Genomic DNA, 26,601 nt, shown 5'->3' with positions numbered 1-26,601 from the left:
TTGCACTGGGATAGAACGCAGAGGTTTTGTCGCCATCCTGAACCATCGCTGGCTGGATGATGGCGGAATAGTGCTGGCCTCTATACTCGAATGGGATCGTTAAGAGCGGCAAACCTCCGTTCGGATCACGCCGCTTTGTTTGCTCTTTGCGAGAAATCGAATAGCGCGGTGTGCTGTCCCAAATGTCTATAGCGTTGGATAGACGTTCCCTCTCCCCATCGCCGTTACAAACAAAACTACTGAAAAGGTCCATCTGAAGACAGTTGTATGGACCGCGAATAACAATCCCCTTGGAAGGACGGGGCAAATCGTCATCGTCACTTGTCATAGCATCTCCTTGAAATGAAGCGACGGCCGGCAGCCTTTTTGTTGAATCGCTAGCGGGTAAGTAGCGAACCGCCTTTTCTATCGTGGATGAACATAATTCGAGACGGTAAGCCTCCATGTGGCCACCGGACGAATAATCGATGAGACATCACGCTCTGCGGACGATACGAGGAGCGCCAAGCGAAGCCTGCCATTCCTCTCGTGCTTCGCGTTCCATTTCGCGCACATGGGCCATCAGTTCGGGGGGGAGCACTACCATTTCGGAGACCCATCCCGTCGGTGCGAACGCGTTGTAAATCTTGCTGGCCCAGACGTGGGCAAGCTGTTTGCTGGTGCTGTACTTCTCCGTTACTTCCTCGAAGGTGCGGCCATCGACTAGGACGGCCCTGGCAACCTCTTTCGCCTTGTCGGACAACCTCGGATGCCGCCGCAGTGCTGCTTCGAACTCCGGAGCCGTCAGCGCTCCGGCCATCTTGGATAAGCGTGCCATACAACCATCATGATTGATTTAAGTCGTGTCCACCGGCAGGCCAGGTGGTGATGGCTAGATGCTAATTAGGAAACTGAACTTGGTCAATATAAAAATATAGTGCATTGGCCACGGAGAAATGATTCGATTGATCATGGTCGGCAAACCGAGGACTTTGATCCGCTGTCCGATAAAGACCAGCGATGTCTGAGCCGTTCGTCAGTTTCAAAGGCGAGGCGACCGAGAGGCAGGGCTGTTCTCCTCTATCACAGCAAGTTCCAAAAATAGGCTTACTTCCAATATATCAAGGTTTACTTTGTCAATGATGTTTTATTGTGTTAGTCCTCTTTGAAGCAAGCTAATCAATGGGCTGAAATCCTCCCTGACTCAAATTCACTGATTTCATCGTGTCTCTGATAGCGGTAGTACAATTCCTCATTCCACAAAAGCCCAGCTTCTATAATAATTTCGATAATTTAGGATCGATCTCGTAATCCAAAAGATTAAGGAGAAGTAACGCTAAATCGATATATCAATATTTCATCAAACATTATTCGCCGGGTCTTTTTTAGCCGCTAAAAAGAATTACAGAAATGGCCAACCCATCCTATCTTGAGATTTTTCACAAGAACCTCTGCCGTCTAATGATCGAACGTGACATCAACAAAGCCGAGCTATCTCGGCGTTCTGGTGTCAGCTACGCGTTTGTTTGTGACATCGTGCGAGGCGTCGGCAACCCTTCTGTCAAAATCCTGGAGTCGTTGGCGACGGCATTGAAGATCGAGCTCCCGCAGTTCTTTGAAGAGCAGGACGGGGAGACGTGGATCGGAGAGCCCAAAAAAATCCCGGAAGGTTATGAACGAATCACGGCAGTCCTGCCGAAATTCGATGCTTATCTAGTCAAGAGAAAAGCGGCTGAGACACAGAAGAAGCTTTCGACAAAGAAAAGAAGGTGACAGTGGAACGCTAGGAGGGCAGGGGATACCTGGCCGATTCATGAGCAACACTGAGACCCCGCCTTTCGTTCGCATTCTAAACGTACAGCCAGAGTATGGCTGTGTGCCGTTCCTTTGGCTACCTTGCCACTGGCGCTGCCGCGAATGACGAAAATGTGGCGATCTTTGCTGTTGCAGATCATTCTTATTGCAAGGGGGCTGCTGCTAACGAAGCCCCACCATATCGCCTAAATGGAAGGTTCGGTGGTGCCAAAGTGAACTGGATGGTTGACGCCACTTCAAGTTGCAAAACTTGGCAAGGTGGCTCCATCCGCTGACTTATCAGCTAAGCAACGAAACCCTTTTCGAGTTGTGTCAAGCCTTGCTTACCTGCGAAAATGACGGTAGGGGGCTCTGCCCTTCGAGAAGGTTTCGCGGAGTGGAGTTTTTTCGACGGAAGCTGCCCCGCGACGGTTTGACGACGCAGGGCCAAAGATAACGGATGCTTCAAATCACGACAAAAACGGACGCAGAGAACGCGAGAGCCTGCATGACCAAAAGACGAGGGCCGAACGGGGAGAAGGGCGCAAAAGCCGTTCTGCTGGACGCTAAGAGAGCGTCTCCGGAGGACATTCTAGGCACGAGAGCCGCTCTGTGGCGCGGCGACTCGGAGGCCTTTCTGTCGAAGCTGCCGGAGGAGCCGCTTTTCGATCTCGTGGTCACCTCCCCGCCCTACAATATCGGAAAATCCTACGAGACCACGGACGATCTCTCCCGCTATCTCGAATGGCAGGAGCGAATCATCGACCTCATTATTCCACGGCTTAAGAAAACGGGGTCCATCTGCTGGCAGGTCGGCAACTTTGTGGACAACGGACAGATATCCCCACTCGACATAGAGTTCGCCCCGATTTTCAAGAAGCACCGCCTGCAACTCCGCAATCGAATTATCTGGCACTTCGGACACGGGCTGCACAGCCGCCGTCGGTTCTCGGGACGATACGAGACGGTCATGTGGTATACGAAGAGCGATGACTACTTCTTCGATCTGGACTCTGTCCGCGTCCCCTCGAAATACCCGGGCAAGCGGCACTTCAAGGGGCCGAAGAAGGGGATGGTCTCAGGGAACCCGCTCGGCAAGAACCCCGAGGACGTGTGGAACATCCCGAACGTGAAGAGCAACCACGTCGAGAAGACCGAGCATCCATGCCAGTTCCCCGTAGGCCTCATCGAGCGGCTCGTTCTCTCGATGAGTCGCGAGGGAGACTTGGTGTTCGACCCGTTCGCCGGCGTCGCCTCGGCAGGGGTGGCGTCGCTTCTTCACGGACGACGCTTCTGGGGATGCGAGCTCGACGAGGGATTCGTCGCCTCGGGATTCGAACGGCTGCGTCAGACCGACGAAGGCTCCGTTCGCTTCCGCCCTCACGATCAGCCGCTCTACGACCATACCCGCAGCAGTCTCTCAAAGCCGGTCATCGACGAAAGCTCGACGAACAGGGACGTTCCGGCGAAAATCGGCGTAAATGACATTGGCTAGGCACTCCGTTTATACGTCCTAGGCGAATGTCGTTTTCCACGAATATTCGGAGGCCCCGCGAAGGCTAGTCAGCGGAGCCGAGCACAAGGAAAACCAGTGAAGTTCACATTCCTCTCTCATCAAGGTGCGGACACGCTCCTACCATCGAAGGAGCGCCAGGAAATCGAGAACGCGATCTCCTCCTGCAGCGTCATCGTCATGAAGGGGTCGGCGGCGAAGATACGGGAGGAGCTCGTTCGGGTACTGGATAATGCCGGCTGGTCCGGCGAGGTGCAGGTCGAGCCTCCTTCGAAGATAACCATCGCCTCGAAGAAGAACGGGGTCGGGCTGTGCATCCAGACGGGAGGGAATATGTCGCGCATGTATGCGGACCTCCTGAAGCTCCAGAAGCTTTACATGGAGAACTCGATCAAGGCGGCGGCCTTCGTCCTTCCGGCGGCACCGGCCGCCAGAGTTCTCGGACAGAACATAGCTAACGCGGATCGCCTGATAGCCGAGCTCCAAATATTCAGGAAGGTCATCCACATGCCCATAGCCGTCTTCGCATTCGAATAGGAGTCCTGATGTCCGTCGCGTCCGTCATTCCCCCTCCGCCCAAGCAGTCTTTCCTCGGATGGCCGCTGATCGATCGGCGCGAGGAGTTCACGAAGCTCCTCGCTCAGCCTCACGCCGAAAGGCATCGCATAGAGAACTTCAAGGGCGAGACTGTATCCCTGCCCATCCTGCGCGTACCCATCAACCTCCCCAAATACCGTATCGCCAACGGAAGAACGGCGTCGGCCCAGCAGGAGTTCGCCGCGACTCACAACTATCAGCCGGACTTCTTCGACAGCGGAGATCCGGAACTGGAGGACATCCAGCAGTCCCAGCATCAAATCCTCCAAGGCATGGTCAAGGAGGAAGGTCTCCTTCGCAAGTTCGAGGTGTCGGCCAACAAGCAGGTCGATCCTCTGCTTCTGGACGAAAACGGATTCGTGCTCAACGGAAACCGTCGTCTTTGCTGCTGGCGGCTGCTCTATCAGAAGGACGCAAAGGAATACGGGCATTTCAGCCACGTGGACGTCGTCGTCCTACCTCACTGCGACGAGCAGGAGCTCGACAGGCTGGAAGCAAAGCTGCAAATCGAGAAGGACATTCGTAGCGACTACACTTGGGACGCCGAGGCGGCCATGATGCTTCAGAAACAGAAGCTTCACGGGTTTAGCACCGCTCAACTTTGCCAACTCTACGGAAAGAAGAAGAGCGGAATCGAGGATCTGCTCGCGATGCGGAATCTCGCCGCCGAATATTTGGAGTCACGCGGCAAAGCGAACACGTGGAGCGAAGTCAGCGGCGACAAGTATGCCTTCCAGGAGCTTCTGAAAGCCCTGAGCGCGACGGACTCCGCCAGCGACAGGGAAATAATCAAGCACGCCGCATTCTCGCTGATCGCTAACTCGGGCGACGCGGGCGAGCGCCTCTACGCCGTCATCCCCAAGGTCAAGGTGCATTTAGAGGCCGTCAAGGCCGGACTCGCTGAAGCTTTCCCTCTTCCTCCGTCCGAAGTGGACGAGGCTGCGGAGATGGCCTTCGGCAGCGGGAAACCGGAGGACATCGGAATCGCCGCGCCACCTCCCGCCATCGCCTTAGTAGCGGAGATTCGAAAGGACGAGGAGTCCTTGGAGAAGGCTCGCGAGGTCGTGATCCAGGTGATTCGCTCTCAGGAAGAACAGGACAGAGAGCGCGAGGCTGCGGACTTCCTGGCGAAGACGCTGAAGAGGGCCAACACGCTCATCCAGAACGCCGTCGGTCACGGATTGCGGCCGGAGACCTCCATCGCGGGCGTGAAGGCTCAACTAGAGCAGATACTGTCCGGAGTCGAGGCGATCGAAACCTGGCTGGCCGAAAAGGAAGGTTGAGAGCGTGCTGGTCTTCGACTACCGGGAGCGTGACCGCAGGGCCGTCGTCTACTGGGATGAGGCTGACGCGAAATCCGCCTGGGTCGGAATAGCCAAGGACATGCTCATCTCCTCCTCCAAGGAGTCCAGCGCGGAGGGCGCGACCGCCGTGAGCGTTCCGTGGTGGAGCTTCCTGGCGCTGCGACCGGAAATTCTGGCCCTCGTTAGGGGGTTCAAGCTCAAAAACGAAGAGCACTTCAAAATCACCGAGGCGGCCAACGCCCATCTCGGAGCCGCGCACCAAAGAGCTATTGGATACGATCAGGCGACCAAAGCCGTTCGACTCTCGGACGAGGAACTCGCGGGCAGACTGAAAGCCGCCGGGTTCGCCAGAAACCTCACACCGCAGCAGACTCGAAATGTGAAACTTCTCGGCGCGCTGCCGGCCGGAGCCACGTTCTCCGTTCCTGGGGCGGGCAAGACGACCGAGGCGCTGGCGACGTTCGCCTGCCGAGCTCAGCCGGAAGACCGTCTGCTGGTCATCGCGCCGAAGAACGCCTTCGCCGCCTGGGACGAGCAAGTGGATTCGTGCCTGCCTGGAGTCGGAACGTTCGTGCGACTAAGGAAGGGTGACAAGATTCCAGGCCAGTTGCGAGCGGACCCGCGCTTCATGATCATCGGCTATCAGCAACTCGCCCGAGTGAAAGAAGCGATCTCCGAGCATCTCGCAGGTCGGCGCGTCCACGTGTTCCTGGACGAGAGCCACCGAATCAAGGGTAGAAACAACATCTCCACGGACGCCGTTCTCGGCTTCTCCCATCTGCCCGTCAGCAAGCTGGTTATGTCCGGAACGCCGATGCCTCAGGCCTCGTCAGATCTTCTTCCGCAGTTCAACTTCCTCTTCCCGGAAATCAAGGCTGCGGAGGAGAACGTCGTCGACTTGGTCAAGCCCGTCTATGTGCGGACGAACAAGAGCGAACTCGGTCTTCCTGAGGTAATCAGGCTGCGGAAGACGCTCCCGATGGACCCCCTTCAGGCGCGCCTCTACGAACTCATGAAAAGCGAGGTCGCTCGGGAGGCGGCTAGGGCTCTGAGCCAAACAGGCAGGCAGAGGTTCAGGCATCTGGGTCGCTCGGTTGCCAGAATCCTTCAGTTCGTGTCCAACCCGGCTCTGCTGGCAGAGGAAATCACCTTCGCGCACTCGAAGGAGCTATCGGATGCCATCGCCGAAGGGCGCGGCCCGAAGTTGCGATACGTCGTGAAGCGAGCTCGCTCCTTGGCGCGCGAGGGCAAGAAGGTGCTGATCTGGTCTTCGTTCGTCAAGAACGTCGAATACCTGTCCGAGAAGCTTCAGGACTTAGGGGCCGTCTTCATTCACGGCGGCGTGGATGCCGGGGACGAGGATGACGACGAGACTCGCGAAGGGAAGATTCGCCTCTTCCACGACGATCCCGGGGTCATGGTGATGGTCGCCAACCCTGCCGCCGCAGGGGAGGGCATAAGCCTCCATACGGTCTGCCACCACGCGATCTATCTAGACCGAAACTTCAACGCCGCGCAGTATCTTCAATCCGAGGATCGCATTCATCGACTCGGACTCCCGGCTAATCAGCAGACCATTATCGAAATCGTCGAGTGCTCCGGAAGCGTGGACGAGACGGTGCGCCAGCGTCTGGAGTTTAAGGTGGCTCAGATGGCGGACGCGCTGAACGACTCAGGCCTGAAAATCGCTCCGGTGCCTATGGACCCCGACGAGGAGGACGATGACTTTGGTGGGGACGGGCTAGACGAAGGGGACGTCAGAGCTCTTTTGGCCTCTCTGGGAGGCGGAATATGAGACCTATGTCCCCGAGCGTGGCTTTCGGCTGTATGGAACTGCTCTCGGTGGCGGAGCGCTACCCTCTGCTCCCTGGGGCCGTCCACTCTCTATCCTTGGGAGCCGTTCCCTCGCAGGACATACTAGACGCTGCGCTGGACATTCGCTGGCTGTCGGTAAGCACGGACGGCTTTCTCAAGCCGACTACGCGAGGCGAACGTGCTCTCGCCGCTCCGAGTAATCGCGCCAAACTGCGCGTTCTGGTGCTGGACCACATAGACGCGCGAGATCCGCCATGGCTTCAACTAGCGTCCTCGGGCCGTCGAGAGGTGCTGATGCACGCTCCGAAGGAGCTAAGACAGATATTCGTCGAGGCAGGACTCGCTTATGACGACGACGCCGAGACTGTGGCCTTCTGGGACGCTTTGGCAAGCCGCGCACGGGGGGCCAGAGACGAAGCCCTGACGGAGATAGGAAGAACCGGCGAGCGCCTGACGCTGGAATATGAGAAGCGCAGAACGGGAATCGAGCCGAAGTGGATCGCTTTGGACAGCAACTCGGACGGATACGACGTCCTGTCGCGCCTCGAAATGGGAGACTCGCGCAGACTCGTCATCGAGGTGAAGGCGAGCACGCAGGGCCTTGCCGGATGTTTTCACGTCTCGCGCAACGAATGGGACGTGGCCGAGGATGCTTTGTTCCACGCGTTCCATCTTTGGGACGTGTCGAGCGGGACGCCGCGCCTCGCCGTTCTGGATCCCGCTCAGGTGCGAGAGCACGCTCCCACGGATGGTGGAATGGGATCATGGCAGTCTGTGCGTATACCGTTCGCCGCTTTCGGCTACGCGTTCCGGACGGTCGCCCTGCCCTGACTTAAGTCCTCACCAAGAGCGACCAGTACCCTCCATCCGGGCTTCACTCTCTGAGAAACAATGGCGGTCATCCGCCTCGCTGGTAATGTCAGCCAGCAGGTCGCTCACCCGTTTATCAAGGTCCTTCTCGCTGCTGTAGGGAACCTTCAGATCGTATTCGCCATGAGCCAGCCGCTTGGCGTCGAATGCTTCCAAACAGCAGCGCTCTACGTTCTCCAGCGCTCGTTTCTTGCCGCGCACGAACTTGTTGTTGTTTTCGATCGATCCTTAGTGTCAATAGGATTGTGGCGACCTGGGTTGGGTCGATACCCGTGTTGTCATTCTTCACCGGACTGGATACGTTCCGCGCCGACTTCTTTTAGGTGCCGATCCCCACGCCGCGATGCTGTAAGTAGCTGTACAGCGTGCTCTTGGACAGATGCAGCTTCTGCGCGATGGCGGCAACCGACAGCTTACGCTCACGATAAAGAGTCTCGGCGGCCAGCGCCGTGGCTTCGGCCTGCGGCGACAATCCCTTAGGCCGTCCGCCAACCCGGGGTTCGGGGAGCAATGGAACAGCCAGCCGACTTAAGCTACTAGCTAGCCTCACTGCAGGCGCTGGCATTCGTTGACTGGTGTTCGGGCCGCAGTTGACCGACCGTGATGCTGTTGGGCTGCGGCTCGACGAGCGTACGCTTATGGTTTCAGCAAATGGCGGAGTCCGAAGTGTAGCGGCCACAGGTTCATGCGGTCGAATGGGAAGTCATCGGCCAAACTAATAGTCTGTCATCAGAATCTGCAAATCATCCCGAACGGCTGAATACGAAAACGATAAAATCTTTGAAAATTGCGTGGCGCCATGCACCACCGAAGCTCGTCGCATCCCGTTAGGAGGGTGTATTTATTCCCTGTGCTACCGAACACCCAGCTATCCTCGATGCGAGTGCCGAAGGACGATCTGCGTAACGACACTCCGGTTAAGAGAATTGTGAAGGAGGACCATGAAATCCCGCTCGATCGCGATCATCGGTAGTTTCAAGCAACACAACGAATCCGTCCAACGCATATGTGCAGCATTGCGTTCGGCTGGGATCACTGTCACCTCCCCACTAGGAACTCAGATTGTCCAAGAGGGTATCGACTTTGTGCGGTTCGCGACAGATCCAACCGACTGGGCCGACTCGGCGGTTCAGTCCCTCGCTCTACACCGCATCTTCGCGGCTAATTTGGTCTACGTGGTGTCACCCGATGGCTACGTGGGAAAAACAACTTGTTACGAAATCGGCCGCGTACTTCAAAGGCAGCAACCAATCTACTTCAGTGCCCTCCCGGTTGATTTGCCAGTCCACATTCCGCCATCGTTCGTTCTTAATGAAGGCGAACTTCTAGATCGATTGGGTGACCCAAGTTGGACACCGAGCTGGCTCTTCGAGTTCGATGGCGCCCAAACTAGCGCGATTGAACGCGCGTTGATCAAAGATGCTTTGAGAAATGAGTAAAACAGCTGTAAACCAATTGCAGACGTCCCGACGAATTGTTTTGATTGGTAGCATGGGGGCCTATTATCACATTCTGGAAGTTGCACACCAACTCAACTCTGCAGGAATCCCAGCCGTTGTCCCGGACGCGGAAGACGAAGCTGTACGGCAGATGTCCCTCAGCGCGTTCGAAGATTTTAAGCGACGCGTTTCGTTTGCCCACCTAAGACGCATCAGGGATCCCCGGACTTACTGCGTCCTAGCTGTGAATCCTGATCGGCACGGTATTCTTAACTATTTGGGACCTAACACCTTTGCCGAGATTGCTGTTGCCTTCGCTCAATCCAAGAAGATCTACCTACTTCAGGGACAACCGGAAGCTTATATAGACGAGCTCTCCGCTTGGCGGAGCATAAGTCTGCAGGGAAATCTGAAACAGTTAATAGCAGACTTTCAGAAGGACTGTATGTCTGAACATCCACAAATGAGCCTCTTCTGAAAATGGGGCGGAAAGACGATCATATATTTGTTGATTACCCGCGGATCGAGAGATTATTTCTTCACTACTTCGACATTCACTTCCTGCAAAACAAGGGGCGCGTCGTCGAGACAAAAGCGTTTCAGGAGGAGATGAGATTAGCCACACGACTTGCAGTCGCCAGTGCCGATCGTGTGCTCGTACCAGCAGCGTCTTACTTCGAATCTTCATTCTGCCGTCAGACAATTGATGAATTCGGAGATTTGATAAGACTTGGCGTGATCATGCTTGTTGGCAGTTCTCTGAATTTAGATGAATTCATTCGCGAACACCAAGATGAGCAGTTCTATCGCAAGGGTAGCAAGCAGTACATCAGGTATCGCTCTGATGTGAACTTGGATTTACTACCGGCTTATCAGCACAGACAAAGCGGGGCCACACAGGATATTGTGGAATGCTGGGTAAGCAGGGTAAACAGCGAAGAATTGCAGCGACTGCTACGAGATGCCGCTGGAAAGCCCGTCCCACACCTTGATCGGCGGCTCGAATCCGTTCCACGCGAATTAGGTGGGCTTGCATTTGTTCCGGACCATGTCTTTGAGATTTTGGGGTTGTCGGATACTGCATTTATTGAGCGCGCTCGAATAACGGGCGTTATCAACGAGGCGTACTTTGATAGCTACACGAGGGAACTTGGCGCCGGAGTCATTTTTGACTTGAGTCACTTAGCGAGTGATTTCAAGGTTCCGTCTTATGGACGCAATCTGTCATACCTAAAGATGATACGGTTCTTGATGAGTGCCGATCGCCTGAAAACCGTCGCAGAGTGTAACCCGGAAATTTTGATCGCCCTAGGGAATGACCAAGCATGGCGGCAGGCACTCCAAACATCAGTTGTCCGTGTGCAATCTCAACAACCATTGCAATCGAAAAGAAATTTGAAAAATCCTAAAATATCATCCTCCCCAACCAGTATTACAAAGCCGACTCACTCAGTCCTATGCATAGCGGCCGCGACCAGTGAGCTTGCTGCTGTTCGAAGACGCTTCGATAACGACTTCGGAAAGGGGCAGATTATCGCACTCGTTGACGACATGTCTGACTTTGCTGTCAGTTACTTGGACAGTACAACCTCCACGCGCTGGTCGCTGGCGACGCTCGCATTTCAAGGGCAGGTTGAAATATCTTCGCGCTTGGGGAAGCTAATTCATTCGCTTAATCCAACGCTCATCTTGATGGTTGGTATGTGTATGGGCATGCCTACGCGGAATTATCCCTTAGGTACTGTGATCGTACCAAACGAAGTGATCTCCTTTGATCACAGACGCTTGACCGTCGATGGGGACCGCACGCGGCCACATGGTGAAAGGGTGACTGGCGGCCTCTACATGTTGGCGCGGCTCATAAACGCGGATGATCTCAACTACAAAGTAGTGACCGATAAGGGCTTGGCTAGCGCAAGCACAAAGATCGAGAACCCGGACGCCAATTTGGTGAAATTCATCCACGAAAATTTCCCAGACGTGGCGGCCTTCGACATGGAGGGTGGTGGCTTCTATCGAGCGTCTGATGGGGTAGAGTGCCTGTGGATCAAGGCAGTTGCGGACAGCGGCGAACCTCAAGCGCACACTTGTGCCGGCCAAGATGAAAAGCACGTGGTCCAAGATGACGTGACAGGCAACGCTGTTGATTTCGCCATTCGATTAATTCGACAGTTCATCGAGTGCAAGGGTTACCCCTTTTGAGCCGAGGACTTGACGACTAAACACGCCCAGCGACAGCTACCTGGGTGCTGCCGCCATTCGAATGTCTGATCGGCATGCCGGCTGACGGTCTCCTTGTGGCTGAACTAAGACAAGGACTTTGCGCCAATATGCTTGTTGATGCCGGTCATCAGCAGCAGGACGTTCCCTGCCTGGCCAATTGTTTCCGGCATAAGGGGGCGACTCGACCGGAATCCGCACCTCACCAATGGCGGTCAGTTCCTTCCATGCGCGCCTCGCTTTCCGAAAAGCAGTGGCGATCATCCGCGTCGTTGGCGATGTCGCTCAATAGCTCGTTCATCGCTTCATCCAGTTCTTTGTCATTGGCATAGGGCACCTTCAGCTCGTACTCACCGTTCGGACGCCGCTTGGCAGCGTACTCTTCAAGGTAGATGTTCTCGATGTGTTCAATCGTGCGCTTCTTGCAGCGTACGAACTTGCTGTTGTTCTCGATTCGCAGCGTCAGCAGGATAGTGGCAACCTTAAACGGAGCGGCGTTACGGATTTCGGTGACTGGCGCGCTTGATTGCCGCCGCGCCGATTTCTTATAGGTGCCGATCTCCACGCCGCGATGCTGTAAGTAGCTGTACAGCGTGCTCTTGGACAGATGCAGCTTCTGCGCGATGGCGGCAACCGACAGCTTACGCTCACGATAGAGGGTCTCGGCGGCCAGCGCAGTGGCTTCGGCCTGTGGCGACAATCCCTTTGGCCGTCCGCCAACCCGGCCGCGCGCCCGTGCGGCTGTCAATCCGGCACTCGTGCGCTCGCGGATCAGTTCGCGCTCGAACTCGGCCAATGACGCGAACAGATTGAAGACGAGCCGCCCTTGTGCGTTCGTGGTATCGATGGGGTCGTTCAGGCTGAGCAGGCCGACCTTACGCTCCATCAGGTTGCCGACCAGTTCAACCAAATGCTTGAGCGAGCGACCCATGCGGTCGAGCTTCCAGATCACCACCACATCGCCCGCGCGCAAATGGCCCAGCAGTTCATCGAGCGCCGGGCGGGCGGTCTTCGCACCACTCGCCACATCCTGGTAAATGCGCTCGCAGCCGGCGGCCTTCAGAGCATCGACCTGCAAGGCCAGATTCTGGTCGCGTGTAGAGATCCGCGCATAGCCAATCTTCATCAAAAGTCCGTGTTACTCGTCTTGTTCAGATAATATCGAACTTTAATTATACGAACCACTATTCTGAACCGCTTATGAGGCCGCTGCAGAATTTCGACGCGATGCCTAAAGTGGTTTCATAAAACGATCGTTTTTCCGAACCACGTGCAAGGACTGCCACTTAGGTGTATAAACATTAATACACATAAGCACTGGAGGATTCCATGAATTCCGTCCGCTGGAACATCGCCGTGTCGCCAGACACGGATCAATCTGTTCGCATGTTTCTTGCCGCGCAAGGCGGGGGCCGTAAGGGTGATCTGTCGCGCTTCATCGAGGAAGCCGTGCGCGCTTATCTATTCGAGCGCGCCGTTGACCAGGCCAAGACCGCGACCGCCGACATGGGCGAGTCTGAGCTGACCGATCTCATCGAGGAGGCGGTGCAATGGGCGCGTGAGCGCTGATGCGTGTCATCCTCGACACCAACGTGTTGCTGGGCGCGCTGATCTCGGCGCACGGCCCGCTGGATGTCATCTATCGCGCCTGGCGTGCCGCCCGCTTCGATCTGGTGACGTCAACGGTGCAACTCGACGAAGTGCGGCGCGTAAGCCGTTATCCGAAACTCAAGGCTATCCTGCCTGCCCACCGCGTCGGCTTGATGGTCAATCACCTGCATCGTGCCGTGGTACTGGACACTTTGCCGTCACTGCCGGATGGCATCGAGGCAACGGATCCGGACGACGGCTTTCTGCTGGCAATGGCCTTGGCGGGCGAAGCCGACTACCTCGTGACCGGCGACCGCCGCGCCGGGTTACTGCAACGCGGCAGCATCGGCCGCACGCGCATCGTCACCCCGACGGTCTTCTGCGCCGAAGTACTTTGACACCATGCCGGTCAGCTTCCTGTCCTCCACGCAACGGGAACGCTACGGCCATTATCCGGACGCATTGTCCAGCGATGAACTGACGCGCTACTTCCACCTGAATGACGATGACTGTGAGTGGATCGCCACCAAGCGGCGCGACAGCCACCGCCTGCGGTATGCCCTGCAACTGACCACCGTGCGCTTTCTCGGAACCTTCCTGGCCGACCCGGTCGCCACGCCCGGTAAGGTGACTGCACTATCTGACTGGGTTTAGCATCTGTTTTGCAGGCGGCTTCTGAAAAATGTAGGCCGACCTTGAGAAGGTCAATGGTAAGGCCAACTCCAGTCCCCACCCACAACGTGAGCCGTAACCAAGGAGCAGTGCTCATGGATATTGCTAAACGAGCGAAGTAACGAAATATTAATACCTAGGCAATTCAGGACTGGGTCAATAACTTGCGCTAGGCGGAGCAAGAGCCACTTTAGCCGCTAAAAATTTCAAAGACTGCCGAAGTGCTTTAGCAAAAAGTGCTTGCGCTCGATCTGATATGATGCTATTTATTGATATATCGTTAGTCATGGAGACGGATGACCAGCATGAACGCGACACCCACGGCAAGACCAATGGAAGAAGAGGGCGCGAGTCAGGGACGTCTCAACGACAGTCTGCGCCGGAACTTTGGCCCACTCATTCTCGGAGCTCTGGAGGACCCCGGCACCACTGACGTCCTGCTGAATCCTGACGGTGCTATCTGGCATGGCCGTTTAGGGCAAAGGATGACCCGGATCGGAGAGATGGCGCCCAGTAGGGCAGATATGGCGCTTCGGACCCTGGCGTCAGCGCTTAACACCATCATCACTCCGGAGAAGCCATGGATCGAGGGAGTATTTCCCCTTGATGGCAGCCGCATCGCCGGCCAGATCCCACCGATTGTAGCGGCACCGACCTTTGCCATCCGCAAGCGCGCCCTCGCCGTCTTCACGCTGGATCAGTATGTGGCCGCTGGCATCTTGTCACAGCATCACCACAATATCATTTCCCGGGCTGTGGCTGACCACCGAAACATCCTCGTCGTTGGAGGCACGGGGAGCGGCAAAACCACGCTGACCAACGCCATCATTCAGGCCATGGTCGAAAACGATCCTCATGAGCGCATCTTCATCATCGAGGACACCGGTGAAATCCAGTGCCAAGCCACCAATTGCGTGTCCTATGTGGCGACGATGGACTTCAGCATGACCCAGGCGGTTCGCACCAGCATGCGAATGAAGCCAGACCGTATCGTCGTCGGCGAGGTTCGCGGGCCTGAGGCCCTTGATCTGCTGCTGGCCTGGAACTCAGGACATAGCGGAGGAGTCGCCACGCTGCATGCAGACAACGCCTGCAACGGCCTATCCAAACTGGCGCTCTATGTGAGCCAGCATCCCCAAGCTCCAAAGCCCATCGAACCCTTGATCGGCGAAGCCGTGCATGTCGTCGTCCATATCGTAGCGACGCCAGACGGCAGAAAAGTGCGCGAGATACTTACTGTGGATGGGTATGTAAATGGCCAGTACACGTTTTCAACAAACTTAGCGGACGAGTAAAAATGAACGCAAAAAATATTTCAATTGTGGCATTTATCGGTGTTGTCATTCTTTCAATGGCTTCATTTGAAGCGCACGCAGCGGCAGCCGGTGGCGGTGGATTGCCCTACGAAGCATGGTTAACAACCTTGCGTACTAGTGTCACAGGTCCAGTTGCATTCGCAGTTTCAATAATAGGTATTGTTGTGGCTGGTGGCGTTCTTATATTCGGTGGTGAGCTGAATGCTTTCTTCCGAAGCCTGATATTTATCGTGCTCGTAATGGCTCTGACGGTGGGGGCTCAAAACATGATGAGCGGCCTTTTTGGAGCCGGGGCAGAAATCTCCAAATCCAATACGGTGGAGCAAGCATGGCATTACGTCTGACCCCGTTGCATCGCTCCGCAAATCGGCCAAACCTGTTCTTGGGCGGAGATAGGGAGCTTGTGATGTTTACCGGCGTCGTAGCTTTCGCCCTGGTGTTCGCGGCACAGGAATGGACTGCAACCCTGTTCGGCATTTCCCTCTGGCTGCTCGCGCTCTATCTGTTCCGCCTGATGGCAAAGTCAGACCCTCTGATGCGCTTCGTCTATCTCAGGAACAGGGTCTACCAGCCCTACTATCCGGCGCGGTCGACGCCGTTCAGGATCAACATGAGGGAGCGCCGCTGATGTTTACTCAGCCTGCCAGCCTTAAGCGCCACCGGCACACCATGGAGAGTGTCGCCGACCTGCTCAACTACGCAGCGATGGTTGATGATGGCGTCATCGTGGGCAAGAACGGGTGCCTGATGGCAGCCTGGTCGTACGAAGGCGCTGACTACGCCAGCAGCACGGACGAAGAAAAGGAGTTTGTCACGCTGCGCATCAACGAGGCACTCGCGCGGCTGGGATCGGGCTGGATGATCCACATTGATTCCGTTCGAAGGACAGCGCCAGGCTATCCATCACGCGGGTTCTCGTACTTCACGGACCGCATTTCAGCGGCGATCGATGAGGAAAGGAGACGCTATTTCGAGGAGCTTGGAACGCTCTACGAAAGCGGCTTTGTTCTCACCTTAACGTGGCTGCCACCGCTGCTGGCCGAGAAAAAATTTGTGGCGCTCATGTTCGATGACGATGGGAAAAAGCCGCCAAGAAATACTCAAACAAGGGCACTCATTAACACGTTTCAGAGGGAGTGCGATTCCGTTGAAAGTCGCCTGTCGCTGGCGCTAAATATTCAACGCCTTAGATCACGTAAAGTGACTAATGAGGACGGTACCACCACGGTTTACGATGATTTGCTCTGCCATTTGCAATATTGCATTACAGGCAATTACCATCCAGTTGCCTTATCTCGAAACCCAATCTACCTAGATGCCGTTATTGGGGGACAGGAGCTTTGGGCTGGCGTGATTCCTAAGATTGGCCGCCATTTCGTGCAGTGCGTGGCTATCGACGGTTTCCCCATGGAGTCTTATCCAGGGATTCTATCGGCTCTTTCCGAAACCCCCATACCTTGCCGCTGGTCAACCCGGTTTATCGCCATGGATACCCATGAGGCAGTTGCTGTCATGGAGAAGTACCGGAAGAAATGGAAGCAAAAGGTCAGGGGGATCTTTGACCAGGTCTTTAATACGGGCCACGGCCATGTCGACCAGGACGCGGAGAACATGGTTGATGATGCCGAGGAAGCCATTGCGGAAGCCAATTCCGGCTTGGTCAGCATGGGCTTCTACACCAGTTGTGTCGTCCTCATGGCGGAAGACCGCGCGGAACTGGAGCGCGCTTCCAGGCAGCTTGAGAAGGCCATTAACTTGCTTGGCTTCGTCGCCAGGATCGAGACGATCAACACCATGGACGCCTATCTTGGAAGCCTTCCCGGGCACGGATACGAGAACGTGCGGCGCCCTCTCATCAATACCTTGAACCTGGCAGACCTTATTCCAACGTCCACAATCTGGACAGGGGAAGGGCAGGCGCCTTGTCCTATGTACCCGCCTTCCGCGCCGGCACTGGTCCACTGCGTGACGAGCGGTAGTTCACCCTTTCGCCTGAACTTACATGTGCGTGACCTGGGCCACACCATGATCTTCGGGCCTACCGGCTCGGGGAAATCGACGCTGCTAGGCCTGCTGGCCACCTCGCTGCTGCGCTACTCGGGGATGAGTATCTATTTCTTCGACAAGGGGCTCTCCTGTTACGCGCTCACAAAGGCAACCGGCAATCAGCACTACGTCGTTGCGGGGGACCATGACGCGCTGACCTTTTGTCCGCTGCAGTATCTGGAAACACCCGGTGATCGGGCCTGGGCAGGGGAGTGGATCGACACCATTCTTGCCTTGAACAACGTAACGACCACGCCATCGCAGCGCAACGCCATCGCCGAGACCCTCACTCGGATGCAGCAGAATGGCGACCGCACGCTAAGCGCCTTTTGCTTCAGCATTCAGGATCACAGCATCCGCGAGGCGCTGCAGCAATACACCATAGAAGGCGCGATGGGCCATCTCCTGGATGCCGAAAGTGATGGCTTGTCGCTTTGCCGCATGACCACTTTCGAGATCGAGGACCTCATGAACCTGGGCGAGCGCTACGCGCTGCCGGTGCTACTGTATCTGTTCCGCCGGATCGAGCGTTCCCTCCAGGGGCAACCGGCCGCCATCTTCCTGGATGAAGCCTGGCTGATGCTGGGTCACCCGGTCTTCAGAGAAAAAATCCGCGAATGGCTGAAGGTCATGCGCAAGGCCAATTGCGCGGTCATCCTGGCGACGCAATCACTGACTGACGCCGCGCGCTCAGGAATCCTCGACGTCATCGTCGAATCGACAGCCTCCAAGATCTTCCTGCCGAACATCTATGCGCGCGATCCCGATACCGCCGCGCTGTATAACCGGATGGGCCTCAATTCCAGGCAGATCGACATCCTGGCCACCGCGGTCCCGAAGAAACATTACTACTACGTTTCGGAAAAAGGGCGTCGATTGTTTGAACTGGCTCTAGGCCCCCTGGCGTTATCGTTCGTCGGCGTCAGCGACAAGGAGTCCGTGACCGCCGTGCAGCACTACGAGGCCAAGTACGGCAGGGAAGGGTGGGTCAGGGAATGGCTGCTGAACCGGGATTTGGCTCTGGAGGATTATGCATGAACGACGAGACGACCAATCCCTATCTTGCCGCCCGCATCCAGTGGAACGCGCACGTAGGAGCCGCGCTGTCGGCGGCCAGGACATGGCAGATCATCGCCATCAGTTCGCTGGCGATAGCCTTTGTGGCTGTGGGGGGCGCGGTCTATGTAGGCGCGCAATCGAAGTTCGTGCCCTACGTGGTTGAAGTCAATGAATTGGGCCAGGTGCAGGCCGTCAATATGGCTGATAAAGCCAATGAGGCCGATGCCAGGGTGATTCATGCCAGTCTCGCGACGTGGATAACCAGTGCCCGCACGGTGACGCCGGACGTCAACTTGCAGCGGGCGGCCATCTACAAGGTCTACGCGATGCTGAGTTCGCAGGACGCGGCCTACATCAAGATGAACGAATGGTTTGGACGTGACGAAGCGGCAAGCCCCTTCAAGCGAGCGGAAACCGAGACCGTCGCCATCGAAATCAATTCCGTGATTCCACAGAGTGAAACCACCTGGCGGGTTGATTGGACAGAGACAAGCCGAACCCGCGACGGCGCCCTGAAAGCGGTGCCTACCCGCTACACCAGCCTCATCACCGTTTACTTGGTTCCCACGACTTCCGCGACAACAGAAGCAGAGATCAGGAAGAACCCGCTTGGAATTTTTGTGAGAGATTTTTCATGGAGTCGCCAATCATGAAATCAAAAGCCATGCTGCCTCTCCTTGCTTTGATTGCCGGCACCGCTCTGGCCGGGCCAGGTGAAGAACTCCCGGAAAAATTCTTCAGCTCCGAAAATCCGGCTTTAACGCCACAGGAAAAAGCCGGCCTGAAAATCGGCAATCAATGGAGGGCGGCAAGTGCGTCGGGCATGAAGCCCATTGCGGGGGCAGACGGGACGGTCCAGTTCCTATTTGGCGCTACGCAACCCAGCGTGGTCTGTGCCGTGCTCCAGGTGTGCGACATCGAATTGCAGCCCGGTGAGGTCATTTCCAACTTCAACGCCGGCGACCAGGTGCGCTGGCGGATTGAACCAGCCCGCTCCGGCTCTGCCGCCGGCGAGATCGAACATATCATCGTCAAGCCTTTGGATGTTGGACTCCGCACCAGCCTGATCATTACCACGGACCGCCGCACCTACTACCTACAGTTGGTTTCCCATAGAACGGAATACATGCCGCGCGTCTCTTTCAGCTATCCGGATGACGCCGCCAAAAAATGGGCCGAGTTCCAGTCTCGAAACAGGGCGGAGCGCGAGGGCAAAGAGGCTGGCGCGGGGTATTCCACGGAGCTTGATAAGCTCGACTTCGCTTACGAAATCTCCGGCGCCGCCGCATGGAAACCCGTCCGCGTCTTCAACGACGGCCACAAAACGATTTTGCAAATGCCGGAAACCCTCTCCCAGACCGAAGCGCCGAGCCTGTTGGCGGTGCGCGGGGAAGACAGCGTGCTGCCTTGGGGAGCCGAGGCCGAGCAGGTCATCGTGAATTATCGTGTTCAGGGTAACCGATATATCGTTGACAGTATTCCTGACAAGATGATCCTGCTGGCCGGTGCTGGTCCCCATCAAACCAAGGTTACGATCGCGCGGGAGGCAAAATGATCAGACCTCTGTCTCTGACCATCGCCCTATGCACGCTGGCCGGCTGTGCACACACGGGCAACTTCTCGAAGGCGTCCACGACAGATAGTGAACTCATGGCCCGTGACACGGCGCGCGCCATGAAGGTAACCTGGCCGCCAGGCCACACCATGCTTAAAGCCGATCTCAAGAGCACGGATGCCTTCCTTGGTGTGCTGATCGCCAATCTCCAGGCGTCGGGCTATGCCATCGAGCCGTCAACCTCCCGCGCCGGCTCGGAACTCCGATATGTCGTCGACAGGGTGGATGATGCGTACCGGGTCACCGTGGCGGTCGATGATCACTCCCTCAGCCGGCTCTATCAGCACCGGGCCAACGGGCAATTGAGCCCGGCAAGCGCGTGGTCTCGACAGGAGTGAGGGATGACTGATTCCATGGCACCCAGCGCGTCGCCGGGTGGGGCCGGCGTCCGGCGCGTCAACAATGTTCCGATCATCATTTTTGGCGCTGCGCTCATGGCGTTCCTGCTCGTCATGGCCATGGTCGCTGTGCATCGCTCCAAGGCCAAAGCTGAAGCGGTAACCGACACACCCAAAGTCGGCAACGCGAAACTGATGGCCGACACCCTCACGAACGGATGGCAAGGCGGTTTCATTCAGCCCAAAGCTCCGCCCATGCCGGAGAACGTCGTCGTACCGATAGCGCATGTGGACCTGAGTCGGCCGCCAGCGCCTCCCACGATGCTGGCAGAGCCGTTAAGACCCCAACCGCAATCGCCCAAGGATCAGGAACTGGAGCGAATTCGCCAAATCAAGCTGGCCGCGTTCGAGGAGGCGGTGAAAAGCCCAACCAGCGGTCCCGCATCGCTTGCCACGTTTCGCGCCGAAAGCGGAAGAAAGGCCGCCGCAGCACCTGCCGTGTCTCAAGCCAATGCAGATCGGTGGAAACTGTTGAGCCGGCCAGAGCAGCCGGAAACAAACTTTGTTCTGAGGACTGGTTTTGTAATCCCTGCCGTCATGATCAGCGGCATCAACAGCCAGTTGGCAGGCCCCGTGATCGCCCAGGTTTCTCAGCCGGTTTACGACACCGCAACCGGCAAATACCTCTTGATCCCTCAAGGCACGCGCATATTCGGGCAGTACTCCAATGACGTTGTTGCCGGCCAGGAACGGGTATTGGTCGCCTGGCAACGGCTCATATTCCCGGACGGCAAGGCCATGGATATCGGCGAAATGCCGGGAACCGATGGAGCAGGGCTCGCTGGTCTCAGCGGCGACGTGAACAACCACTATCTGCGGATTTTCGGCCATGCCTTGCTGATGAGCCTGATCACGGCCGCCGCAACTTACTCCCAGCAGCCCAGCAACTGGTCCGCACCAGGCTCCTACGGGTATCAGCAGACGGCCACCGGCACCTTGTCCGCCGCACTCGGTCAGCAGCTTGGAGCTGCCGGAACGGCGGTACTGATGAAGAACCTCAACATTGCGCCCACCATCGAGGTTCACGCCGGGTACCGGCTCAATGTCGTTGCCACGAAGGATTTGACGTTCGACACCCCCTATCGGCCATTCGCAAAGTGAGGGAACTCCCATGAAAATGAAACGGCTCGCGCGATCTACGGCAATCATGTCCTGTCTGTTTGCCCCGTCCGCCTATTGTGTGGACTTGGTGCTCGATACAGCGGTGCTTGCAGAAGCGGCATCCACAGCTTCCTCCGCGGCCGAGCAAGTAGCGGCTCAGGCGAAGGACTACGCCCTGCAGCTGCAGCAATACGAAGACATGGTGACCAATACGCTGGCGCCGGTGGCCTGGACCTGGAATGAGACCACCCGGACCTACCAGACGGTTCGCACGTATTCGGACATGCTCCAGTACTACTCCAGTGGCGGTGGCGTCGCTGCCTATCTCTCAAACTTCCAGAACGCCAGTCACTACATGGGCTCACCGTGCTTCAGCCCCAGGGGCTGTTCCATGGCGGAAATTATGGCGATCCGCGACAGTCAGCGCTTAGCCAACGACGCACAGAAGCTCGCCAATGACTCGCAGATGCGCGGCGTATCCCTCGGGCAAGATCAGTTACAGGAAGATGCCGCGCGTCTGGCTGAAATCCAGGGTGCCGCAATGGCTGCGAAAGGCCGAAACGAAATGATGGGCGCGGCCAATCAGCTGGCTTCCGCCAACGCCAACAATCTCTTTGCGATACGCGCGCTCATGCTGCAGCAGCAAGAGGCGGAGAACGCGCGCAATGCGACGCTAGAGAACCAGGAAGCTATTCGACACGCGGCAGACGAAGCCGCGCTAAGGGGCCAATTTGTCCCGAGCCCGGAGCTCGATTACGCGAAGTACGCGCAGTAAGCAGGGAGGTGCTTCAATGAAAAAGGCACTTCACTTGGCCCTGGCCGCCGCATTGCCGATCTATTCGGGCACCGTATTGGCCCTAGACAACTCAGGCATCCTCACAAACATCACGGATCGTTATTACCGGGTAGCCTCGTCCTGGGCCAGTACAATCCTTGCGGAAGCCTCCGTCATCTTCTGGATTCTGGCGAGCATCAGCCTGGCGTGGACAGGCACGGTGTTGCTCATGCGCCGCGCTGACATACAGGAGTTTTTCGCCGAATTCATCAAATTCATCGTCACGCTCGGGTTCTTCTACTGGCTCTTGCAGAACGGGCCGACCATCGGCAAGGCCATCATCGACTCATTTGTCCGCATGGGCGGGCACGCTATTGGCACTCCTTTAACCGCCCCATCCGGCATTCTCGATATGGGCTTTCAAATCGTCTTCAAGACCTATGACCACATGAGCGTAACCTCACCTTGGCTGTCCATGGCGGGCATCTTTCTGGCCGTGGCTGTCTTGGTGTTTCTGGCGATCATCGCGGCGAATCTGACGGTCCAGTACTGTGCCGCCTGGATCATGCTCTACGCGGGCTGCATTCTTCTGGGGTTCGGCGGCAGCCGGTGGACATCGGACATGGCCATCCAATACTACAAATCCATCCTTGGCATTGCATTGAGCCTGATGACGATCATTCTCATGCTCGGCGTCGGCAAGTCGATCCTGGACCAGTACTTTGCGGCCATGAGTGGCGACATGGAGATCAAGGAACTGACGGTCATTCTGGTCGTTGTCGTCATCATGTTCGTGCTGATAAACAAAGTGCCGGCCTACCTGGCAGGTATGGTCACGCATGGACTCGCCCATTCTGGTATTGGCACGTATGGTATCGGCCTGGCTTCCGCGACGGCTGGCGTCGCCGCTTCAGCCGCTGTCCTGGGCGCCAGGTATGGTTCCAGCGGACTTGGCTTTGTGGCCAGGAAGAGCGGGGCCAGCTCGTTGGTAGAGCGCATCCGCGCGGGACAACGGAACGCAGCAAACACGGTGTCATCGAGCGCCGATGACCTGATCCTGGGCGAAATATCGGCTGGATCGCAGCACAAGGGAAGCCAGGGATGAGTGGCATTCCGCCGGTAATTCTCGAACAGCGCATCGTCTGTTCCATCGCCGCATCCATCAAGTTCAATCTACCCGCCAATGTGCTTTTGGCAGTTGCCGAAATCGAGAATGGCCGCCCCGGCCTGCAGTCGCCAAATGCCAATGGCACGCGGGACATTGGCTTCATGCAGTTCAACACCAGCTACCTCGCCAGCCTGTCTCAATACGGCATAAGGCCAGAGCATGTGGCCGCGTCGAACTGTTATCCCTTCGACCTGGCAGCCTGGAGAATCGCGGGACACCTCCAGCGCGATCAAGGAGACATCTGGACTCGCGCCGCGAACTACCACAGCCGCACGCCAAAATACAATCTGATATACCGTAAAAAATTGCTAAATGCCGCCGCGAAGTGGGAAACTTGGCTGACGGAAAATTTTAAGGTTCGGGATATTACGCCATGAGGAACAACATTTGCTCATTCCCAGGCCACAAGGCCGGCTTTGGCAACGCTGCGGCCCCGCAGCTGCCACCTCGGATACCGCTGAGGGTCTCCTTTGCCAGGGCAGTGAACGCCATCGCCCGGGAAGCAGGATGGACAGCCCTAACCATCACCATCAACGTGTTCATGGCGGCCGTCATGTTCTGCCAGTGGACGTTTGCCGTCTTGACCATTGCGCTCCTGGGCAAGCTTTACATCCACTGGCACGCGGCAGATATGGGCAGCGTAGCCTTGGAATGTCTGATTTCTTTCGGAATCTATTGTCTTGCCGCAGGAATCAGGGGCTACGCATTGCGCCCTGTTGCGAAGTCATAGCACGTCGGCTTTTTAGCCGCTAAAAGCCTCAACAGGAAGGGAATGGCTATGGTGCCAATCAGAACAGTGGTTGCCGCTTCTCTAATAGGCGCGGTGCCTGCATTTGCCGCGGACTCGATCACGGGAATTGAAAAGGTCGTCTACGTGGGGCCTAAGCATGTACCCACGGTCGATGGATCAAACGACATGGAAGAGTTCTATCACGAAGCAGGGACCTTGGACTGCAAGGATGGATTTGTCCCAATCACCCACTCCACGTTTTCGGTCCTCGTCGCCACCAATGGGGTTCCAAATGCTGCCGGCGCCGAGCAAGCATCCGGCTACAAGGCCGTGAGTGACCTCACCCTGGAAACTCTCGCCAACTACATGGCGGATTCCAAGGCAAAGGGATTCAACAAGTGCTTCCGGCGGTCGGCCGACACATACTCATTTACTGGAATCTCGTATCTTCAGGATAACATCCCCTACGTCGCAGTCCTTACCTCGACATCACCACCGTCCTACACATCGGTTTCGGCCATCGAGGCATCCATACCAGAAGGCAGCTCGGGAGAGTTTCTGATCGCACTCAACAAACCGTCCTGGCGCACTGTCACGGTCCGATACAAGGTTTCTGGAACCGCCAAGAATGGCAAAGACTTCAAGCGACTGTCAGGGAAAGCGAAGATCTTGGCGGGCAATATCTCGACAATCGTGAAGGTGACGTCCAGGAAGGATCAAGTAACCGAAACAGTCGAGCAGATTACGATTGATATAAAGCCGTCAAAGAAGTATCAGCTTAGCGGGGCGACATCGGCAACGATGCAAATATCTGATTAAACGCAGCATCGAAGGTATCGACTGCTCAGTATGTCAGATGGCGGTTGGTGACACGATTGCTCGTTCTACTCCTAATTGCAGAGGACTGAAATCGAAAACGGCCGGGACTGAAATCATCCGGTTCGGGACCACATTATTTGCAACTGATAGAGCACCGGTCTTCAAGCCTGTCCGTGGTGGCTTATCAAGGGCTGCCTGGATCCGACCCTAACCTGCCTGTGGCACCAATTGACTGGGAAAGGCAGTTAAAGGTACGCGTACTGGCAAATCACCTTTCCTGAGGTTCTAAACTGCGAAACACTCCTGGCTTTCAATCGGGAGACGCGGATGAAGAAAGAAGGCGAACGTGAGCGGTACTGGCAGGCACATCGGATTGCTTGGCAGTCGAGTGGACTCAGCCAACGGGCTTACTGTCAGCGGGAGGGTTTGAGTTTCTCGGCTTTTGGGTATTGGCGAAGCCGTGTGAAGGCCAGGGTAGAAGCGTCGTTACCGGCGTTTGTCCCGGTGCTGATCGAAGAACCCGCTGTGAAGGCAGAGGAAGCCGAGAGAGTGGCAGGTTCGGAATCTCCAGCGCTGATCTCTCCCGGATTCGGCACCGGGGTGGAGATCCGGCTGAAGTCTGGTCGGACGATTGTGGTGTCAGAGCATTTCGATGAAGCGGTGCTGGCCCGAGTGATTCGGGTGGTGGAGCAGGTGCCGTGCTGAATCCTGGGGTTTCCCGAATCTTCGTGGCGGTGGAGCCGGTGGATCTGCGTTTGGGGCTGGATGGCTTGTGCGCCCGGGCGCAGCACGGCCTGGCGTTGAATCCGTTCGGCGGGGATTGGGTGATTTTCAGGAACAAGGCGGGCAATCGGCTGAAGCTGGTGGTGTTTGACGGAGTCGGGTTCTGGCTCTGTTACCGGCGCCTGGACGGGTAGAACAAGCAGTCGTGTAACCACCCGCCACTTCGTGGACGGATAACATAGGCGGCGAGGTTTCCGGTCCTTGGACCTATCCGTCATGGTTTTCCGTATAGGATTTGCCAGGTTTTGCGGATCATTTGTGACCTAATGTCTTCGGTGTCGGGAAACAAGTGTTTCGCGACAGCCCGCACCAATACTGGCTTTGCGCCAAATGGCGGCTCATGGCACAACTGCTTGTTCTAGACCCATAGCGTAGGCAAATGTGCCAGGGCTAAGCCCAAAGATAGTTGTCCAACTCAAGGTATGGTGAGGTAAACACCGAAACGTTCCCTAGGTAAAGGTGGGAGCGGTAGTGTGCCTGTCTGTGCTTGAAGAGTGTGATGAAGTTCTGTCAAAGCTTGTTTGATCGCTTGTTCTTCTTCTTTATATTCACTTTGAGAGATCGTGTCGGCTCTGATGTGCGCAGTAAGCGCCTTCAGTTGATGTTCTTGCTGTCGAATCTCCGCATTGATTAAATCCACGAGTCTCAACGTACTGAGCCGATACTTGACTAAGGTATCGTCGTTTAGTTGCAGTAACTCCGCGGTATGCATCCCATTCGGAGTTCGGGCCTCAATCCGACCGGTTCGTCCATCGAAACGAAGATGTGAGGCCATTTTATAATCGCATGGGTTCACGACATAAGGCCCGGCTTTCTCGTCAAGCGGCCAATCATTGTTCTTTCTACTATTGCAGTTGCTACAGCAGTAAAATAGATTCGTATAGTCGCACGCTAGACTTTCGAAGCGAGGGATGCTCTTTGGTTTGTAATGATCTACTCCAAAGTTGAGATTTGGTGCGCTACTGTCAGGTTGACGACAATACACGCATACACGCGAA

Annotated in this window: 30 protein-coding genes and 3 pseudogenes; 26 read left to right on the top strand and 7 right to left on the bottom strand. The window is 56.4% G+C overall.

Translation table 11 applies throughout. From position 1 onward, the window contains the following. Together EK23_RS24330 and EK23_RS19000 are read right to left on the bottom strand one after the other, a co-directional pair. A pseudogene (locus EK23_RS24330) lies at positions 1-328 on the bottom strand (hypothetical protein); the annotation flags it as partial. A gap of 147 nt (positions 329-475) precedes the next feature. Beyond that, a complete protein-coding gene (locus EK23_RS19000) occupies positions 476-817 on the bottom strand; it encodes a TrfB-related DNA-binding protein (RefSeq protein WP_045226973.1) in 342 nt (113 codons plus the stop codon). A gap of 572 nt (positions 818-1,389) precedes the next feature. Here EK23_RS19000 and EK23_RS18995 point away from each other — a divergent pair. The 6 genes from EK23_RS18995 (at position 1,390) to EK23_RS18970 (ending at position 7,833) form a co-directional block, all read left to right on the top strand. Continuing rightward, the gene (locus EK23_RS18995) at positions 1,390-1,752 is read left to right on the top strand and encodes a helix-turn-helix domain-containing protein (protein WP_045226972.1); all 363 of its coding nucleotides are present in this window, start codon (positions 1,390-1,392) and stop codon (positions 1,750-1,752) included. Positions 1,753-2,281: 529 nt separating this feature from the next. Further along, the gene (locus EK23_RS18990; RefSeq protein ID WP_082054348.1) at positions 2,282-3,268 is read left to right on the top strand and encodes a DNA-methyltransferase; all 987 of its coding nucleotides are present in this window, start codon (positions 2,282-2,284) and stop codon (positions 3,266-3,268) included. A 96-nt stretch (positions 3,269-3,364) separates the two neighbouring features. After that, on the top strand, positions 3,365-3,823 hold the full coding sequence (locus EK23_RS18985) for a BglII/BstYI family type II restriction endonuclease (protein WP_052808360.1): 459 nt from the start codon (positions 3,365-3,367) through the stop codon (positions 3,821-3,823). 8 nt (positions 3,824-3,831) lie between these two features. Continuing rightward, positions 3,832-5,166: a hypothetical protein gene (locus EK23_RS18980; protein ID WP_045226971.1), complete on the top strand. Its 1,335-nt coding sequence runs from the start codon at positions 3,832-3,834 to the stop codon at positions 5,164-5,166. Positions 5,167-5,170: 4 nt separating this feature from the next. Next, positions 5,171-6,982 (top strand): SNF2-related protein, encoded by a 1,812-nt coding sequence (locus EK23_RS18975; protein ID WP_052808359.1) that lies wholly within the window; start codon positions 5,171-5,173, stop codon positions 6,980-6,982. Further along, on the top strand, positions 6,979-7,833 hold the full coding sequence (locus EK23_RS18970; protein ID WP_082054344.1) for a protein NO VEIN domain-containing protein: 855 nt from the start codon (positions 6,979-6,981) through the stop codon (positions 7,831-7,833). Before EK23_RS18975 ends, EK23_RS18970 begins: the two co-directional genes overlap by 4 nt. A gap of 9 nt (positions 7,834-7,842) precedes the next feature. Here the strand turns inward: EK23_RS18970 and EK23_RS24015 are convergent, their stop codons facing one another. Continuing rightward, complete coding sequence (locus EK23_RS24015) at positions 7,843-8,073, bottom strand: hypothetical protein (RefSeq protein WP_200892191.1); 231 nt, start codon at positions 8,071-8,073, stop codon at positions 7,843-7,845. Positions 8,074-8,191: 118 nt separating this feature from the next. Continuing rightward, a complete protein-coding gene (locus EK23_RS24010; protein ID WP_200892190.1) occupies positions 8,192-8,344 on the bottom strand; it encodes a hypothetical protein in 153 nt (50 codons plus the stop codon). Positions 8,345-8,813: 469 nt separating this feature from the next. Here EK23_RS24010 and EK23_RS18960 point away from each other — a divergent pair, with 469 nt between their 5' ends. Together EK23_RS18960 and EK23_RS18950 are read left to right on the top strand one after the other, a co-directional pair. After that, a complete protein-coding gene (locus EK23_RS18960; RefSeq protein WP_045226969.1) occupies positions 8,814-9,311 on the top strand; it encodes a hypothetical protein in 498 nt (165 codons plus the stop codon). Positions 9,312-9,791: 480 nt separating this feature from the next. Continuing rightward, on the top strand, positions 9,792-11,513 hold the full coding sequence (locus tag EK23_RS18950) for a phosphorylase family protein (RefSeq protein WP_045226967.1): 1,722 nt from the start codon (positions 9,792-9,794) through the stop codon (positions 11,511-11,513). Positions 11,514-11,733: 220 nt separating this feature from the next. Here the strand turns inward: EK23_RS18950 and EK23_RS18945 are convergent, their stop codons facing one another. Then, complete coding sequence (locus EK23_RS18945) at positions 11,734-12,657, bottom strand: recombinase family protein (protein WP_045226966.1); 924 nt, start codon at positions 12,655-12,657, stop codon at positions 11,734-11,736. A 203-nt stretch (positions 12,658-12,860) separates the two neighbouring features. Between EK23_RS18945 and EK23_RS18940 the strand changes: the two genes are divergently transcribed. The 18 genes and pseudogenes from EK23_RS18940 to tnpB all read left to right on the top strand — a co-directional run bounded on the left by EK23_RS18940 (position 12,861) and on the right by tnpB (position 25,737). Next, positions 12,861-13,100 (top strand): ribbon-helix-helix domain-containing protein, encoded by a 240-nt coding sequence (locus EK23_RS18940; protein ID WP_045226965.1) that lies wholly within the window; start codon positions 12,861-12,863, stop codon positions 13,098-13,100. Beyond that, positions 13,100-13,519 (top strand): putative toxin-antitoxin system toxin component, PIN family, encoded by a 420-nt coding sequence (locus tag EK23_RS18935; RefSeq protein WP_045226964.1) that lies wholly within the window; start codon positions 13,100-13,102, stop codon positions 13,517-13,519. Before EK23_RS18940 ends, EK23_RS18935 begins: the two co-directional genes overlap by 1 nt. 4 nt (positions 13,520-13,523) lie before the next feature. After that, positions 13,524-13,751 (top strand): annotated as a pseudogene (locus EK23_RS18930) (DUF4158 domain-containing protein); the annotation flags it as partial. 347 nt (positions 13,752-14,098) lie between these two features. Next, on the top strand, positions 14,099-15,088 hold the full coding sequence (trbB, locus tag EK23_RS18925; RefSeq protein ID WP_268748196.1) for a P-type conjugative transfer ATPase TrbB: 990 nt from the start codon (positions 14,099-14,101) through the stop codon (positions 15,086-15,088). Positions 15,089-15,090: 2 nt separating this feature from the next. Next, positions 15,091-15,453 carry a TrbC/VirB2 family protein gene (locus EK23_RS22785; protein ID WP_082054342.1) on the top strand — a complete coding sequence of 121 codons (363 nt, stop codon included), beginning with the start codon at positions 15,091-15,093 and terminating at the stop codon, positions 15,451-15,453. Next, on the top strand, positions 15,438-15,737 hold the full coding sequence (locus tag EK23_RS18915; protein ID WP_045226960.1) for a conjugal transfer protein TrbD: 300 nt from the start codon (positions 15,438-15,440) through the stop codon (positions 15,735-15,737). Before EK23_RS22785 ends, EK23_RS18915 begins: the two co-directional genes overlap by 16 nt. Further along, positions 15,737-18,193: a VirB4 family type IV secretion/conjugal transfer ATPase gene (locus EK23_RS18910; protein ID WP_052808358.1), complete on the top strand. Its 2,457-nt coding sequence runs from the start codon at positions 15,737-15,739 to the stop codon at positions 18,191-18,193. The genes EK23_RS18915 and EK23_RS18910 overlap by 1 nt, the downstream gene beginning before the upstream one ends. Then, positions 18,190-18,867 (top strand): VirB8/TrbF family protein, encoded by a 678-nt coding sequence (locus EK23_RS18905; RefSeq protein WP_097991036.1) that lies wholly within the window; start codon positions 18,190-18,192, stop codon positions 18,865-18,867. Before EK23_RS18910 ends, EK23_RS18905 begins: the two co-directional genes overlap by 4 nt. Next, complete coding sequence (gene trbG / locus EK23_RS18900; RefSeq protein WP_045226958.1) at positions 18,864-19,769, top strand: P-type conjugative transfer protein TrbG; 906 nt, start codon at positions 18,864-18,866, stop codon at positions 19,767-19,769. Before EK23_RS18905 ends, trbG begins: the two co-directional genes overlap by 4 nt. Next, positions 19,766-20,167: a conjugal transfer lipoprotein TrbH gene (locus tag EK23_RS18895; protein ID WP_045226957.1), complete on the top strand. Its 402-nt coding sequence runs from the start codon at positions 19,766-19,768 to the stop codon at positions 20,165-20,167. The genes trbG and EK23_RS18895 overlap by 4 nt, the downstream gene beginning before the upstream one ends. A 15-nt stretch (positions 20,168-20,182) precedes the next feature. Further along, positions 20,183-21,328, top strand: coding sequence for a TrbI/VirB10 family protein (locus EK23_RS18890; protein WP_235282211.1), 1,146 nt, complete (start codon positions 20,183-20,185; stop codon positions 21,326-21,328). A 10-nt stretch (positions 21,329-21,338) separates the two neighbouring features. Then, positions 21,339-22,103, top strand: a complete 765-nt coding sequence (locus EK23_RS18885; RefSeq protein ID WP_045226955.1) for a TrbJ/VirB5 family protein — start codon at positions 21,339-21,341, stop codon at positions 22,101-22,103. A 34-nt stretch (positions 22,104-22,137) separates the two neighbouring features. Beyond that, a complete protein-coding gene (gene trbL / locus EK23_RS18880; RefSeq protein WP_158002549.1) occupies positions 22,138-23,208 on the top strand; it encodes a P-type conjugative transfer protein TrbL in 1,071 nt (356 codons plus the stop codon). Next, the gene (locus tag EK23_RS18875) at positions 23,205-23,648 is read left to right on the top strand and encodes a lysozyme family protein (protein WP_045226954.1); all 444 of its coding nucleotides are present in this window, start codon (positions 23,205-23,207) and stop codon (positions 23,646-23,648) included. Before trbL ends, EK23_RS18875 begins: the two co-directional genes overlap by 4 nt. A gap of 104 nt (positions 23,649-23,752) precedes the next feature. Continuing rightward, positions 23,753-24,001, top strand: a complete 249-nt coding sequence (locus EK23_RS18870) for a hypothetical protein (protein WP_145998743.1) — start codon at positions 23,753-23,755, stop codon at positions 23,999-24,001. Between the two features lie 48 nt (positions 24,002-24,049). After that, positions 24,050-24,820 (top strand): hypothetical protein, encoded by a 771-nt coding sequence (locus EK23_RS18865; protein ID WP_145998742.1) that lies wholly within the window; start codon positions 24,050-24,052, stop codon positions 24,818-24,820. Between the two features lie 327 nt (positions 24,821-25,147). Beyond that, positions 25,148-25,525, top strand: a complete 378-nt coding sequence (gene tnpA, locus EK23_RS22125) for an IS66 family insertion sequence element accessory protein TnpA (protein ID WP_052808354.1) — start codon at positions 25,148-25,150, stop codon at positions 25,523-25,525. After that, on the top strand, positions 25,519-25,737 hold the full coding sequence (tnpB, locus tag EK23_RS18855) for an IS66 family insertion sequence element accessory protein TnpB (protein ID WP_052808353.1): 219 nt from the start codon (positions 25,519-25,521) through the stop codon (positions 25,735-25,737). Before tnpA ends, tnpB begins: the two co-directional genes overlap by 7 nt. Before the next feature lie 281 nt (positions 25,738-26,018). Here the strand turns inward: tnpB and EK23_RS24325 are convergent, their stop codons facing one another. Further along, positions 26,019-26,243, bottom strand: a complete 225-nt coding sequence (locus EK23_RS24325; RefSeq protein WP_235282209.1) for a hypothetical protein — start codon at positions 26,241-26,243, stop codon at positions 26,019-26,021. A gap of 204 nt (positions 26,244-26,447) precedes the next feature. Beyond that, positions 26,448-26,588, bottom strand: a pseudogene (locus EK23_RS24770) (HNH endonuclease); the annotation flags it as partial. Positions 26,589-26,601: the final 13 nt, after the last annotated feature.

Origin of the sequence: Methyloterricola oryzae (assembly GCF_000934725.1) — a bacterium.
GTDB classification, from domain to species: Bacteria; Pseudomonadota; Gammaproteobacteria; order Methylococcales; family Methylococcaceae; genus Methyloterricola; species Methyloterricola oryzae.
Note: the sequence above shows the minus strand (reverse complement) of the source record. Positions and strands in the feature narration are given on the sequence as shown.

Excerpts from the sequence above, each read along its gene's own strand:
- EK23_RS19000 (WP_045226973.1), bottom strand. The coding sequence starts at position 817 with ATGGCACGCTTATCCAAGATGGCCGGAGCGCTGACGGCTCCGGAGTTC.
- EK23_RS18995 (WP_045226972.1), top strand. The coding sequence starts at position 1,390 with ATGGCCAACCCATCCTATCTTGAGATTTTTCACAAGAACCTCTGCCGT.
- EK23_RS18990 (WP_082054348.1), top strand. The coding sequence starts at position 2,282 with ATGACCAAAAGACGAGGGCCGAACGGGGAGAAGGGCGCAAAAGCCGTT.
- EK23_RS18980 (WP_045226971.1), top strand. The coding sequence starts at position 3,832 with ATGTCCGTCGCGTCCGTCATTCCCCCTCCGCCCAAGCAGTCTTTCCTC.
- EK23_RS18970 (WP_082054344.1), top strand. The coding sequence starts at position 6,979 with ATGAGACCTATGTCCCCGAGCGTGGCTTTCGGCTGTATGGAACTGCTC.
- EK23_RS18960 (WP_045226969.1), top strand. The coding sequence starts at position 8,814 with ATGAAATCCCGCTCGATCGCGATCATCGGTAGTTTCAAGCAACACAAC.
- EK23_RS18950 (WP_045226967.1), top strand. The coding sequence starts at position 9,792 with ATGGGGCGGAAAGACGATCATATATTTGTTGATTACCCGCGGATCGAG.
- EK23_RS18945 (WP_045226966.1), bottom strand. The coding sequence starts at position 12,657 with ATGAAGATTGGCTATGCGCGGATCTCTACACGCGACCAGAATCTGGCC.
- EK23_RS18940 (WP_045226965.1), top strand. The coding sequence starts at position 12,861 with ATGAATTCCGTCCGCTGGAACATCGCCGTGTCGCCAGACACGGATCAA.
- EK23_RS18935 (WP_045226964.1), top strand. The coding sequence starts at position 13,100 with ATGCGTGTCATCCTCGACACCAACGTGTTGCTGGGCGCGCTGATCTCG.
- trbB (WP_268748196.1), top strand. The coding sequence starts at position 14,099 with ATGAACGCGACACCCACGGCAAGACCAATGGAAGAAGAGGGCGCGAGT.
- EK23_RS22785 (WP_082054342.1), top strand. The coding sequence starts at position 15,091 with ATGAACGCAAAAAATATTTCAATTGTGGCATTTATCGGTGTTGTCATT.
- EK23_RS18915 (WP_045226960.1), top strand. The coding sequence starts at position 15,438 with ATGGCATTACGTCTGACCCCGTTGCATCGCTCCGCAAATCGGCCAAAC.
- EK23_RS18910 (WP_052808358.1), top strand. The coding sequence starts at position 15,737 with ATGTTTACTCAGCCTGCCAGCCTTAAGCGCCACCGGCACACCATGGAG.
- EK23_RS18905 (WP_097991036.1), top strand. The coding sequence starts at position 18,190 with ATGAACGACGAGACGACCAATCCCTATCTTGCCGCCCGCATCCAGTGG.
- trbG (WP_045226958.1), top strand. The coding sequence starts at position 18,864 with ATGAAATCAAAAGCCATGCTGCCTCTCCTTGCTTTGATTGCCGGCACC.
- EK23_RS18895 (WP_045226957.1), top strand. The coding sequence starts at position 19,766 with ATGATCAGACCTCTGTCTCTGACCATCGCCCTATGCACGCTGGCCGGC.
- EK23_RS18890 (WP_235282211.1), top strand. The coding sequence starts at position 20,183 with ATGGCACCCAGCGCGTCGCCGGGTGGGGCCGGCGTCCGGCGCGTCAAC.
- EK23_RS18885 (WP_045226955.1), top strand. The coding sequence starts at position 21,339 with ATGAAAATGAAACGGCTCGCGCGATCTACGGCAATCATGTCCTGTCTG.
- EK23_RS18875 (WP_045226954.1), top strand. The coding sequence starts at position 23,205 with ATGAGTGGCATTCCGCCGGTAATTCTCGAACAGCGCATCGTCTGTTCC.
- EK23_RS18865 (WP_145998742.1), top strand. The coding sequence starts at position 24,050 with ATGGTGCCAATCAGAACAGTGGTTGCCGCTTCTCTAATAGGCGCGGTG.
- tnpA (WP_052808354.1), top strand. The coding sequence starts at position 25,148 with ATGAAGAAAGAAGGCGAACGTGAGCGGTACTGGCAGGCACATCGGATT.